Raw genomic sequence first — 13,135 nt, 5'->3', positions numbered from 1 at the left:
CTTCACGTTGCATCCTTTTGGGATTTCTTTTTATATCTTTTACAACAGTATCAACAGCCGGACTGAATTTCAAACTAAAATAGTATTTTTGAATATATTCCTGCACTTCGTAATCCTTTGGTTCTGCACCAAATGTTACCTTCGCCACAGATAGTTTACCATCTTCAATACGTTCAAATACACCTACCCAAAATGGTTCTTCAAAATATACCGTCAGTTTTCCACTTGCTTTGTCCATAAGAAGTCCTCTTTTTAAACTTCTTTGACTTTGTTTTCTTAGCTTTTTCTATCCTTAACAGGACTGTTCCTGCATCCATTTTTCTAATAATGATTCAATCACCTGCTCCATATCTTTGGCTGTATAATCATCCGGAAAGTACTTTGTTAGTTTCTTTTCTGAGAAAGTGATAGACCGGGATACTTTCTTTGCCATCACACAGTTATTGAAAATCGATAACATCTGAATCTGATTAATTGGTCCATTATTCAGTTGATTTCTAAGTGCTGCAATCTGTTTGGGCTTGATAAATCCAGTGTCGCTGATATATTCGTAAATCCATTCCTGTACTTCCTTATCGATGTAGGAGATATCGACAGCAACCGTGAACTGAAGACTTGCTGTTAAACTTCCCTGTGGATCCGCGTCGATCAGCAACACTTTCTTACCTTCTCTTGCCAGTCCAATGCCTACATTTACGGTTGTGGTGGTCTTTCCAACGCCGCCTTTCTGGTTTACTACGGATATAACTTTACACATGATTTCTTCCTCCTTTAACTTTCCCATGATTCTTTTTTCCATAATTTCAACAGTGCCAGTATTTCCCGCTTCATCATTGCCGGTGTATAAGAATTTGGAAAATACTTATGTAGCTGTTCGTTTGTGAAAGCCACTCTTGTGATTTCACCCTTTTTAACCTCACACATGATTTCTTCCATCTTTTCCAGTGACAACTGTTTTTCTTTACTCAGTTGCCGGATCCTCTGGGCCTGTGAGAGTGATGGGATTGCCTGTGCATACTCCATTGCTACAAGCAGTTCTCTTTGTTCTTTTTCGCTTAATGCAGCTATCTCTACAGCCGGACAAAAAGAAATGATCTCATCATCCAGTTTCTGCAACATTTCCGGTATCAGTTTTGTCAGTGAGATATAACGCTGCACTTGTTTTGGGCTATCACCACAATCTTCACTGATGATTTCTATTGCCCGCTTTCTTGGTGTTTTGTGGTCAACTTGGCTCTTTTTTCGACCACTTTTTCTTTTTAATACGTCATTCTTCAGTTTGTAAGCAAAAGCTTTTTCACTGTAGCTGATCCGTTCTCTGTGAAGATTGGAATCTACCATGCTCAAGATGGAATCATCTTCACTTAATACTCGGATGATCACCGGTACTTTACGGTATCCCAGTTTCTCCGCAGCATGTTTTCTTCTGTGACCGGATATGATCTCATAGTATCCATCCGGTACTGGTCTGACGATTAGCGGATTTAAAATTCCATACTTCTCAATGCTTTCCTGCAAAAGAAACATTTCCTTATCATCTTTTACCTGAAACGGGTGCTCTTTGAACGGACGAAGACGCTCAATCTCAATTTCTATGATTTTTTCTTCGTTTTCTCCTGATTGTCTGTTTGGCTCAGTCATCTTGACTCCTTTCCTCCAGGATTCAGGAAATAAAAAATGCCTGCCTGGAACTTTTATAGATAGTAAAGTTCCAAACAGACATTGCTGTTTGACCATTAGCTGTAGCTAATAGAATTGAATACTGTTTCAGCTAATTCATGTTTGCAGGTTTGGGAGAGATTGTTTCTTTTCCCGCCTTTTCTCTGATTTACATCCCCGAATAAGGGGTGACAACGGAGCGGAACCCAAATGTTAGCTGGACTTCTTAAAACCCATGTTTGCAAACCGGTAATTTTGATTAGCTGTCAGCTAACAAAAATCGGATTGCGTTAGCTGGAAATTGATCATTTTGAATGGAATTTTGTGTCACGAACGTGATTTGAAAATAACAAAAGCGTTCGTTGTCAGCTAATCCAGCTAACATTTTCGAACGCTTTGAAGCCCGTCGCCAAGAGGATTTGAACCTCCGACCCCTCGCTTAGGAGGCGAGTGCTCTATCCAGCTGAGCTATGACGACACATGCCGCAAACCCTTGATTTTACTGGGTTTCTGGGATTTTTCCCTTCGGCCATATATAAGATTATCAACTCTATTTTGAGTTGTCAATCTACAGATTTTTTCGATTTGGTAACATTAGAACGTTCCCCAAATTGGGGAATGCTTTGTTGTCACCTTTAGCATTATTCAGAATAGATTCGAACTGAAAGTTGTTTTTTATTTTTTCCCTTTGGGGAATGCCTCGGCTTTCTCTTAGGAGTTCGTCCTGGTACAGAAAATAGCTTGCATTCTATGTCAATCAAAGTCATTCAAAGCCTTGATTTTACTGCTTTTTCTGTCAATTTCAGAAAAGATAAGAAAACCTGTTTTCATCTAAGGAATTGCAGTTTGGGTGGAAAAATGGTGGATTTTCCACCATTAGGGTAAAGCCAACCTGTTCCTTCCTATTATAAATGATGACTACCATTACCTGACATTTTACAGTAATGATTATTTGGTTTTCTTATTAGATCTACGTCTATTATACCGTGCTTGCGGTCAACTGTCGATAACAAATTGACCGCAAATGCAGTATTTTTACACTTCTTTACAATCCCACTATTGTTTCCTATATCTTGTTATCTTCTTCCAATTTTCTGGAAATCCCATTCTTTCATACAATTCCTGTTCTGATATACTATCATGCTTTTTAAGATATTTTTCGATCAGTGACTTAAGTTCCTTTATAAATGACTTATACCAGTAATCACTTAGCATATACTTTAAGGCTATTACCACAGAAAACAAATCATTTTTTCCATTTACATACTGTACACCCTTTTGTGGAATATTTAATTTTACATGTATCGGCAAGTCAGGAATACTATCTGCCGTTCTATATGTAAATAATCGTTCTCCATGTGCACAAACATTTCTGAATTTAACTAACACAGTCAGAATAGATATCATCTGCCTTTCATTAATACACTGATAATTTCTACTGACCTTACTTTGTATATCTTGTGGAAGCAGCATGTACATTTTTGAAATATTTCCAAATGTTAATGCATTTGTAAGTACCCATAATGGAACATTCCCATATTTTTTCTGTGAATGATTTATATAATGGTAATCTGTTGGTTTTATAACATATCCTTCTAATATTTTTATCAAGCGGTCAATGTCTCGTTGATTTTTCTTTCCAATGTAATTGTACTTGGTTCTATCCAGATATGCGTTTTGACTTTCTCCATTCTTTTCTGTGAAATAATAGGAAACTTGTGACTTTATTTCATTTTCTACCTTAATAAGATATCTTAAAAACAACTGTCTTAAAGATTCATCAAAATAATACAGCTCTACAATATCCTCGAATCTTGTTCCGTCTTTATACTTTTTTGTGGTCGGATTTTTAAAAATATCTTTATATCCGCCAATCAGTGAATAATAACTTGTCTGCCTTAAAATTTCTTTGGCATATATTTCATCCTCAATCAGCAAGTTCTTTTCTTTTTTTAATTTTTCTATCTGCTGATCATAATTCAAAAAAACTTTTGACATATATGCAGCCTCCCTAAGGTAAAAAAAAGAGGAGACCCCGCAGGTTCTCCCCCGGTCGCAGGCCTCACAGGTTTCTGCAACGCGATCACTGTATTCATCTTACTTAACTTTTAGTTTCTTGTCAAGCAATTTCTACAGCTATTATACAGTATATGTTAGTATCTCTCATACTATGACTTATGGCATCTGGCTTCTTGTAATCCGAACCCAGCTTGGCAAAAATCTTGTTAAACGACACACCGACGCTCACGGTAATTCCAAGCTCTTTCTTCATCCGATTACTGATTTCTTCTGCAATGTGGTATCCATCACCTTTGACACTCACACTGTCTGTCACATCCAGCCAGGACTCATCAATACCATATGGCTCTCTCTTATCTGTATATTCCGCATATATCTCTTGTGCCATTTTGGAAAATCTGAGATACAGATCCATCCTCGGAGGAAGAAATATAATGTCCGGGCATACCTGCTTTGCCTGCCACAGAGCCATACCGGTTTTCACACCATAACGCTTTGCCGTGTAATCCGCAGTCAGCACGATTCCGTGTCTTGCCTCCGGATCACCACCGACTGCCACAGGCTTTCCACGAAGCTCCGGATGATGCAGAAGCTCCACAGATGCATAGAAACAGTTGCAGTCACTGTGAAGTATTGTCCGGCTCATTCGCTCACCTTCTTTCTCTTTTCCAGTCTGTGTATCCGTCGTCTACAGTAGTCACTATAATACTATGTAAACTGATATTCAAGTGAATTTTAATTCATATTATCTGTTAAACAGATATTTTTATTGAATTTTCACAGCAATAATGGTATAGTTGATATAGCTCCTACGACGAGATGACACTTACGACAGCATTAGAAAGGCAATCTATTATGAATGATTTGGGAAAGACCATAGCAAGATACAGAAAAGAACGCGGACTGAACCAGAGCCAGCTCGCAGAAGAACTGAAAGACTATAATATTTGTGTGAAACAGAATACGGTCAGTGCTTGGGAATCCGGCATCACTCAGCCCAGTGCCAGACAGTTGCTTGCCATCTGTGAAATACTGGATATTTATGATGTATATACTGAATTTATTGGGAAGAACCCGATTAATCCATTCCGAAACCTGAATGAAGAAGGAATGAAGAAAGTCATGGATTATATTCATCTGCTTGAAAAAAGCGGTGACTATAAACGTGCAGAGATCATTCCGCTTCACCTGATCCGAGAAAGAAAAGTATTCTATACTACCGTTTCCGCCGGTACCGGCTCCTTCCTGGATGGAGAAGATTATGAAATGTATTCCTCTCCGGATATTCCAGAAGAATCGACTTTTGGTGTCCATGTCAGCGGAGATAGTATGGAGCCCCGCTATCACGATAGAGATCTTATCTGGATCGAGCAGACCGAACAGCTTGAAGATGGCGAAATCGGTATTTTCTACTTGGATGGAAATGCTTATGTAAAGAAATTCCAGAATAACAAAAAAGGAACCTATCTCATATCACTGAATAAGAAGTATGATCCTATTCCAGTGACAGAAAATAGTTCCTTTAAGATTTTTGGACGTGTATTATCTTAATCCTATAAAATGATTTTTACAAAGGGGGATTGCTCTATGTACGCAGAAACAGTTGTCTGCAAATTATACGAGGCACGAACAAATCTGGGTCTCACCCAGCAACAAGTCGCTGACGGTGCAGACATGAACGTTCGTACCCTTATCAATATTGAGAAAGGCAGAAGCATTCCCTCTTTGCTTTATGCCATGAAACTGGCTAATTTTTTAAACATACCGGTAGATCAACTTTTTGAATACCAGAGTGCAGATTGCAGATCAAATATAAACTTATAATAGAGAATCAACTTAGTAAATGTCTTGATTTTCGTCTATGCGTTGCATTTCCCATTAATACATTTTCTTTTGTCTTTGTTTGATTCTCTTTTAATTTTTCCTTAACAGACTTTTTCTTATTTCTATCTTTATGATTCTGTTCAAGATAATTCTCCACCTCCGGAAGATAGCTCTCCAATGTTCCTGTCTTTCCCTCAGTAATCGGATTAATGTCTACTTTCACACCACCAATTTTCATTCCGTCTTCATGAAGAATATCAAAGAAAGTATCTTCCCTGATACTGCCCTTATATTCCAGGACAATATCCAGATCAGATCCAGGCTTTTCCATTCCACGACACCTACTCCCTGATACAATTACACAAACAATCTCTGCATCAAGATTGCATTCTGTAATCTTTGATTGTGCATAATCAGACACAATGCTCTCAATCTCTGTAGCACTCATTCCTTCAATCTGATGAAATTTCTTATCTGTCTTTCTTCTGAAATCGGTGACAACCTCTGATTCAGATTCCATTATTTCTTCCTGCTTAGCTGCAAGCTCTGACCAGAGTTTTCTTATTGCCTTGTTTAAATACATATTGTTATTCTCCGTCAGTTCAAATTCCATTTCCTTACAGTCAGCCATAGACGTCAGCTCGCCAATTCTTTTATGATATTTCCCATACTGGATTGTTTCCTGAAGCTTATCATCCAACTTGCATGCTTCCGCTCTTGTCATTCTCTCCCAGATATCATTTTTTCCCGAGCGAATGACAAAACCGCTGCCATTATCATGACGCTGCTCTTGCATGTGAAGCTCATCATCTTCCCCTTTGATTTTGCAGGTGAAATCAAACTCATTATATCCCATCTCCCAATAATATCCTGCCTGTGTCAACTCAATCTCTGTGATATCCTCTGCTGTGATCATTTCTTTTTCTTCATTGTTATTATCTCTTTTCATGTCTTCTTTTCTCCTTTTCATAAGCGGCACACGAAGGCCGCAATCGTTGTTGCTTCGCAAGTTAGCAAGCAGTGCCCTCGTACGTACACGAGCGCATTTTGCTTGTTGGAGGCACATCCCCAATCCCCTTAGAATGACATCTTCGATGCCAAGCTACGCCCTCACTTTGTGAGTGCTGATTCATTCCGGTTCCGCCGGAAATAAAAAAAGCGGGCAATCGCCAATTTGCATTTTGATGATTGCCCTGATACTTATCTCTGCTGCTGTCGTTTCTTTTTCAGATCTTCCTCTGCATCCCAGCTCTGCTGAGCTGTGTAGAAGGATTCCACGTTCTGCTTCGCGATCTGATAATCCTGCATCTCTTTTCTTATTTTTTTGTACTCATTGTAAGCTGCCTTTTTCTCAGAAAGCAGTCTTGCAAATTCATCATTCAGATCCTTCACCCTGGGGATCTTACCTTCTGGAAGTTTGGAAAAGGCTTCCTTGGCAGCTTTGTGAAGAGTGATTTCATCCCGGTGTTCTTCAAGAAATTTCTTACTATAACCTGATTTTCGATAAGCGATATATGTTTCTCTGGTCTTGGAATAATTGATGATATGCGTCTTGATTGCCTTATTCGATTCCATCTTTTCCTCAGCATCTTTGATCGTTTTCATAAGCTCATGATACCGTGCAGAGCTTTCGGCCACCAGCGCATCCAAGGTTTGTTTATCGTGAATATCATGCTGCTGCAAGAACAGAATGGATTCTGCAAACTGTTTCACATTATATTTCTTCGCCCACCGGACATATCCTCCGTTCTTTCCCTGAGCCATCTTTTCCTGAATATCAACTACCAGATCGAACTTCCGCTTTTCAGGTTTTACTTCTTTCTTGTCCGGTAACTTTTCATTTCTTTCAGGAGATTCTTTCTCCCCAGCGATCACTTTTATCAGATTATCTTCTGTAAAATCTTCTCCCAGAGAACGGAATCGGATAAAGCGTTTCTGTTCTTTTCCACAGATTGCAGTATGCTTTCCGCGCTTGATCTTATATCCTTCCGCCTGTAAAAATTTCAGCATTTCTTCAAAGTCTGCCGGTTTCTGATCCAGACATTTCAGAATATCTTCCCGGATAATATCCCTCATGCTCACACGATCCGGGTACTTAGTCCGCTTTTGTCTCTCACTCGGTTTTGCTTTCTGAATAACAGACAGTCCATGTTCCAGACAGATAATATCACTGAGTCTCTGCAATGCAATCCCGGAAAACCAGAAGTCACGGAACTTCCGATCACAATCCAGATTGGTAGAATTGAAAATGATATGATTATGAATATGAGCCCGGTCAACATGAGTTGCCACAATAAAGGCGTGCTTTCCTTTTGTGAATCTCATTCCCGTTTCATATCCAACTTGATTTGCTTCTTCCGGTGTAATCTCTCCTGGCTTGAAGGACTGACGGATTTGATATGCAATGACATCTCCTTTAGGCTGCCGCCAGGTTTTATGCAGATATTCCTTTTTTGCCTGAGCAAACTCCAGATCAACAAGTTCCGGATTGCACTGATAAGATGAGATATATTTTCCATCTTCTGTTTTCTCTCCGTTCATTGCATAATCCGTTCTGTCTTTCAGACACTGCATGACACTCCGGCCTTTGTTCTGATGCATTGCTATCAGCTTTGTTGCCGCCATCTTCTCACCTGCCTTACATAATCGCTGTCAATTTTTCCAACACTTTCCTCATTTCCTGCAAAATTTCTTTCTGAGCCGTTCTCAGTTCTTCAATATCTTCCCGATAAATACTGCCTGTCTCATTGGCTTTCTTCGCATACTGGTTTAGGTTGTTTCCCGCTATCTGCATAAGCCGAAGTAGCTCTTTTAAATCAGAAAGATCCATCTTAAGCACATATCCGTGAATTGCCATTCGGATCATATATGCAGTAAGACTGGAAATACCAGTCTCCTGCATACCCTCACGAATCTGCTTGAGTTCTTCTGACGTCACTCTCAATTCTATTCTTTTCGATCTCTCTATCATTTCTTCTCAAAATCCAGTGTGAACACTGCCCTCTGTGTTTCATCAACCGTCATGACAACCGTTGTATCATAGCTTTTTCCGGTCTTTTTTGATTTGCATCCCTTCAATGCTACCTTTCCATCCGAAAGAAGTTTGATCGCAGTCTGCTTGGTCATCTTCTTACCAAGTGCTTCAAAAAATCGATTCTGTTTCCAGAGCACAAAGTTACACTGCCTGTTTTCACAGGAATATCCTTTCTGCCTCTCCACCACTTGCTGTCCGCAGGATGGACAGATTCCTATTTTTTCTGTTGACGGCGGCATGAGCAGTTCATCATCTTCAACAATCTTGTATGTACCAACCAGCTCTGTGACCATTCCATCAATCTCTCTCATAAACTCTGCATCCTGAAATGTTCCCTTTTCCACGTCCAGAAGTTTCTGTTCCCATTCTGCTGTCATGGAGGGAGACTTGATCTGTTCCGGCATAACCGTGATAAGTGCCACTCCTTTATGAGTCGGTAAAAGATATTTCGTTTTCTTATTCCCTTTTCTTTCCACAAAACCGATTCGCACCAGCTTCTCAATGGTTGCTGCTCTTGTGGCTGATGTTCCAATTCCTTTCCTCTCTACTTCATCCGGCATCTCATCTGCACCAGCTCTCTCCATTGCAGATAATAAACTGTCCTCTGAAAGCTTTTGTCAAGGGGGTGCATGGATATTTTTCATATTACTTACGCAGATTCTCTCTCTGCTTCTGCCTGAATAATGCGTTTCAATCTGTCCTCAGCAGTCAAACCGCTACTATGGTCAAAAAACACTTTGACTTTATAATTTGTTTTGCCTTGCTTAATCACAAAAACTCCATCCGGTTTATTTTTCTCCGAATGGTTATTTGGGGTGGGTAGTGTACTGTTCACGATATTTGTCATACGATATTCCTCCTAATTAAATGAAAAAAGCCCGACAAGGAAAGGTCTGACAACGAAGTTCCGACAACGGACATCAGAAAACCTTTTTTCTTTATCGGGCGATACTATTTTTTTACTATTTCCTTTTTCTTTATAATATTGGTTGTCATGGTTGTCAGAGAGGGAAAAGTGCCGCAATATCAAGGCTTTCGGGATTTTTGCCCGACAACCAGACCGACAACCGGCTCGACAACCGAAGCGACAACGGGCTTTTATTTTTGCTTCAACCATTCCTCCGGAAGTCCTAACTGTTCCATTTCCTCTGTCGGGATTTCCTGAAAACCATCCATGCTGTTGTCAGGCTCGTTGTCGTTCCTGATACGCTCCCAGCCCTTTTGTCTGCGGTAAGGCTCTGGAAAATATCTCGGATTGCTGAACGCCATCCAGCCTGTGACAGCGTTATTCATAATGTCATTGATCTCTCGCAGTTCCCATTGTTTCGGTTCGTCATAATCATGCCCCAGTGCTTCCTTGTAAAGCTGCTTAGAGCAGACTATGCTGCCGGAATAGCGTTCCAGATAGTCTAAAATCTGTCCTGCCTTTGTGTCCTCCGGCATAAAATCCTTTTGGTGGGCTTTCAGATAATCGTTCATAGCCGGACTGAATCTCAGACGGAAATTGCCGCTTCTGTAAATCTCCATAGCTTCTGCCCACATCTGATTGATATACTCTCTGGAAGCCTGTTCATCCGCCAAAATATGAACCTCAGCCCTTTCAGGATAGACCATAACCGGAACGAAGCGGCGGTTGCCTGTTCGGTCAAGGGGAAGAAAGTCAAGGGTATTAGAAGAACCTCCAAACACACATTGTCGTTTTCTGTCTGCCGGATGTGTTTCATACGGTATCTTATAGGTTTCCTTTTGGCGGCTCAGAAAGGACTTGATTTCTTCAATGCTCTTAGCGTTAGCGGTTGCAATCATTTCCGACATTTCAATAATCCAATGCCCCTGCATTTTGCGGTACACATTTTCATCATCCAGCTTTTTCAAGTCATCAGAGAACCAGTCATCATTGACCGCAAGCAAACGGAAGAAAGAGGACTTTCCAGCTCCCTGACCGCCCACAAGACAGAGCATAACCTCAAATTTGCACCCCGGCTTAAAGGCTCGTGAGATAGCACCCAACAGAAACAACTTCAATGCTTCATAGGTGTAATCATCTGTATCAGAACCGAGAAAGCGGTGCAGACAGAAGCGTATGCGTTCTGTTCCGTCCCATTGCAGGGCATTAAGAAAATCACAGACAGGGTGGTAACGGTTTTCGTTGGCAATAACCGCAACTGCGTCTATGATTTTCTTCTCTACGGTCAATCCATAGTTTTCTTCAAAATATAGGAGCAGATATTTCACATCCACATCCGTCAATGTCGGGCTGTCACGATACCAACCGAGGGGCTTCACAATGTCGATTCTTTCGGTCAGAAGATTTTTTCGGATAGCCCCTTTCAAAAGTGGATCATATTGCAGAACACGCTTATAATTTGCGGCAGTATTATAAACCTTACCTTTCTCGCTCTGCTCTAAGCTGTTTCGGATTTCTTCTACTGTGCATGGTTCTGTCTGCTGACAGTTCTGCAATTCGCTGTTCAAGTTTTAACACCTCCTTTCTCTGTTCTGCCACAAGTGCTTTTCGTTCCTCCAATGAACCATACAGAAGAATATCAAGCAGATATTCGATATAGTTCTTCTTATGCAGTGCTTCTGCAAACAGGGGATTCCATTCCTCATCCGGCTGTTTAGGAGCGTATTTCTTTTCCCATTCTCTAAGAAGATGAAAATAATCCGTCAGCACCTTGTAGCAATGATTTTCTCCTTTTTGATACTTCTGTTCCGGTGTCGGCTCACGAATACGAGGGCGGACACTGGGCTTTTGTCGGCTGTCATAGTTAAGACCAAAATCTTCAGCAAGTTTGACAGCAGCTTCCCTCAGCCCGATACCGAATAGCTTCGCTGTGAGATCAACAGCGTCTCCGGTTGCTCCGCAGCCAAAACAGTAATAGCGTTCATCCAGCTTCATACTGGGGGACTTATCTGAGTGAAACGGACAGCACGCCATACCTGTGCGACCCACTTTCAAGCCATAGGCTTCTGCGGCTTGTCGGGCAGTAACATTTTCTTTTACAACTTCAAATACATTCATGTGACTCCTTTCCTGAAACGAAAAAAGCACCTGTCATTTTCAAAACGAAAACAGCAAGTGCCTTAGAGTTCCATATTTAATTTTAGGTGCAAAAAAGCAGGAGACCTTTTCAGATTTCCTGCTTAGCAAAGCTGTGAAGATTTAATTGTGGTTGGGGTGCCAGTTATACAAACTGGAAATTTTCTTTTTAGAATGAATTATTTAATTTCTACAATAGCACCATATTTCGTATGCGGAAGATATTGTACCTTTAAATAAGTATTTTTATCAATATACCTTGAAAATACTGTGATTTCGATTTCATCATCTTTAACTTTATCATATAGAAAAATACTTCTTCTTTCAGAAGATATATCTGCACCACCATGAGATTGTTCAGTTACATATCCTTCTGCATAACTATACTGTTTGTTTATGATGTAAGGCATATCTAAAACAAAATCTTTCAAATATAAGATTAAAAGAATAGCTACTATAACAAGAATGGTATTAGCCAATCGAAGAAATATTATATCATTTTTTCCAGTATATTCTTTTTTTATCGCTTCTTTATCAAAAAATATCGAATAGATAAGTTTTCTTTTTTTAATTAGATAGATAATGCAAGCAATTAACGCTATAACAAATAATGAAACTCTTATAAACAATCTAAATATAGCAAAATCCATAATATCATCCCCTTAAACTTCAAGTTTGTTGCTTACATTATACTTCATCAACCTAAAGAATGGAAGATTTTTTCTTGCCTCCCAAAGCAAAAGCACCTGTCATTTTCAAAACGAAGACAGCAAGTGTCTTAGAGTTCCACATTCTATTTTGAGTGCAAAAAAGCAGGAGAACTTTTCAGATTTCCTGCTTAGTAAAGCTGTGAAGATTTAATTGTAGTCAGTTTTTCTTATACCATCCGAAATTTATACTTTAATGTTCTCTCATAACAAAAATCAATTTTGTCCTCCAACAAAAATACCGTTTGGGGGATTATCCCATATAAAATTATCCTCAGCCACTTCGCTCTCCAATGCAATTTCAATTTTATATATCCCCACATTTTGAGCATTTTCATCATCCTCACTATACATATAAAAATTCATACAATACCGTTCCTTCTCTGTCAATATGAGATACATACCATCCAATTCCGTTTTCCTTTTACCATAGTTGCTTTCACTTGATGATGCACAATCGCCCTCAAAACTTTGGATACTGCCCTCAATATAATCGAAAAAAGCAGAGATTTCAGTGTCTAAATTCTCAATGTTCTTTTTGCTTTCTTCGGAAAATAGAGATTTGAGTTTCTCTGAATCCTGTTGCTTACATGCCTCGATAATTTGTTGACACATCTTATCCGTTTCATTTTGTTCAGAGCTAAACCAGTCATTGAAATATTTGTTAGAGCAGCCTGTTAAACCGAGTATAATAATCACACTGGAAAGCAACAATACTTTTTTCATATAATTACATCCTTTACTGAATAATTGCAAAATCACTTATTGGATTAAGGTCATTACAAAAAATTTCTTACTATCATTATACTTCATCAACCTAAAGAATGGAAGATATTTTCTTACTCCCTA

Annotated in this window: 15 protein-coding genes, 1 tRNA gene and 1 pseudogene; 2 read left to right on the top strand and 15 right to left on the bottom strand. The window is 39.5% G+C overall.

The window, feature by feature from the left end; genetic code table 11:
• The 6 genes and pseudogenes from LKD36_RS16255 to LKD36_RS16230 all read right to left on the bottom strand — a co-directional run.
• A partial coding sequence (locus LKD36_RS16255) for a YjdF family protein (protein WP_308460271.1) occupies positions 1-238 on the bottom strand: 238 nt, incomplete at its 3' end.
• 54 nt (positions 239-292) lie between these two features.
• Positions 293-757, bottom strand: coding sequence for a ParA family protein (locus LKD36_RS16250; RefSeq protein ID WP_334301342.1), 465 nt, complete (start codon positions 755-757; stop codon positions 293-295).
• Positions 758-771: 14 nt separating this feature from the next.
• A complete protein-coding gene (locus tag LKD36_RS16245) occupies positions 772-1,737 on the bottom strand; it encodes a ParB/RepB/Spo0J family partition protein (RefSeq protein WP_118031503.1) in 966 nt (321 codons plus the stop codon).
• A 326-nt stretch (positions 1,738-2,063) separates the two neighbouring features.
• A tRNA-Arg gene (locus LKD36_RS16240) sits at positions 2,064-2,137 on the bottom strand.
• 578 nt (positions 2,138-2,715) lie between these two features.
• Positions 2,716-3,657: an Abi family protein gene (locus LKD36_RS16235; protein ID WP_308460269.1), complete on the bottom strand. Its 942-nt coding sequence runs from the start codon at positions 3,655-3,657 to the stop codon at positions 2,716-2,718.
• A gap of 175 nt (positions 3,658-3,832) precedes the next feature.
• Positions 3,833-4,324, bottom strand: a pseudogene (locus tag LKD36_RS16230) (Y-family DNA polymerase); the annotation flags it as partial.
• Positions 4,325-4,533: 209 nt separating this feature from the next.
• Between LKD36_RS16230 and LKD36_RS16225 the strand changes: the two are divergent.
• Positions 4,534-5,229: an XRE family transcriptional regulator gene (locus LKD36_RS16225; RefSeq protein ID WP_308460268.1), complete on the top strand. Its 696-nt coding sequence runs from the start codon at positions 4,534-4,536 to the stop codon at positions 5,227-5,229.
• A gap of 36 nt (positions 5,230-5,265) precedes the next feature.
• Positions 5,266-5,502 (top strand): helix-turn-helix transcriptional regulator, encoded by a 237-nt coding sequence (locus LKD36_RS16220; RefSeq protein ID WP_308460267.1) that lies wholly within the window; start codon positions 5,266-5,268, stop codon positions 5,500-5,502.
• A gap of 7 nt (positions 5,503-5,509) precedes the next feature.
• Here LKD36_RS16220 and LKD36_RS16215 read toward each other — a convergent pair whose 3' ends face one another.
• The 9 genes from LKD36_RS16215 to LKD36_RS16175 all read right to left on the bottom strand — a co-directional run bounded on the left by LKD36_RS16215 (position 5,510) and on the right by LKD36_RS16175 (position 13,012).
• Entirely contained in the window at positions 5,510-6,451 is a 942-nt protein-coding gene (locus LKD36_RS16215; protein ID WP_308460266.1) for a nucleotidyltransferase domain-containing protein, read from the bottom strand.
• Positions 6,452-6,702: 251 nt separating this feature from the next.
• Entirely contained in the window at positions 6,703-8,127 is a 1,425-nt protein-coding gene (locus LKD36_RS16210) for a relaxase/mobilization nuclease domain-containing protein (protein WP_308460265.1), read from the bottom strand.
• Positions 8,128-8,140: 13 nt separating this feature from the next.
• A complete protein-coding gene (locus LKD36_RS16205) occupies positions 8,141-8,473 on the bottom strand; it encodes a plasmid mobilization protein (RefSeq protein ID WP_308460264.1) in 333 nt (110 codons plus the stop codon).
• Positions 8,470-9,120, bottom strand: coding sequence for a topoisomerase C-terminal repeat-containing protein (locus LKD36_RS16200; protein ID WP_308460263.1), 651 nt, complete (start codon positions 9,118-9,120; stop codon positions 8,470-8,472). The genes LKD36_RS16205 and LKD36_RS16200 overlap by 4 nt, the downstream gene beginning before the upstream one ends.
• Before the next feature lie 65 nt (positions 9,121-9,185).
• Positions 9,186-9,383, bottom strand: coding sequence for a hypothetical protein (locus LKD36_RS16195; RefSeq protein WP_005335835.1), 198 nt, complete (start codon positions 9,381-9,383; stop codon positions 9,186-9,188).
• Between the two features lie 251 nt (positions 9,384-9,634).
• A complete protein-coding gene (locus LKD36_RS16190) occupies positions 9,635-11,011 on the bottom strand; it encodes a virulence-associated E family protein (RefSeq protein WP_006573536.1) in 1,377 nt (458 codons plus the stop codon).
• Positions 10,923-11,561, bottom strand: coding sequence for a CHC2 zinc finger domain-containing protein (locus tag LKD36_RS16185; protein ID WP_003864559.1), 639 nt, complete (start codon positions 11,559-11,561; stop codon positions 10,923-10,925). Before LKD36_RS16185 ends, LKD36_RS16190 begins: the two co-directional genes overlap by 89 nt.
• Before the next feature lie 197 nt (positions 11,562-11,758).
• Positions 11,759-12,229, bottom strand: a complete 471-nt coding sequence (locus LKD36_RS16180; RefSeq protein ID WP_003864560.1) for a hypothetical protein — start codon at positions 12,227-12,229, stop codon at positions 11,759-11,761.
• A 273-nt stretch (positions 12,230-12,502) separates the two neighbouring features.
• Positions 12,503-13,012, bottom strand: coding sequence for a DUF5104 domain-containing protein (locus tag LKD36_RS16175; RefSeq protein WP_006573538.1), 510 nt, complete (start codon positions 13,010-13,012; stop codon positions 12,503-12,505).
• Between the last annotated feature and the right edge of the window lie 123 nt (positions 13,013-13,135).

This window comes from Hominiventricola filiformis (assembly GCF_020686965.1).
GTDB classification, from domain to species: Bacteria; Bacillota; Clostridia; order Lachnospirales; family Lachnospiraceae; genus Hominiventricola; species Hominiventricola filiformis.
This window is presented reverse-complemented; position numbering and strand designations above follow the sequence as displayed.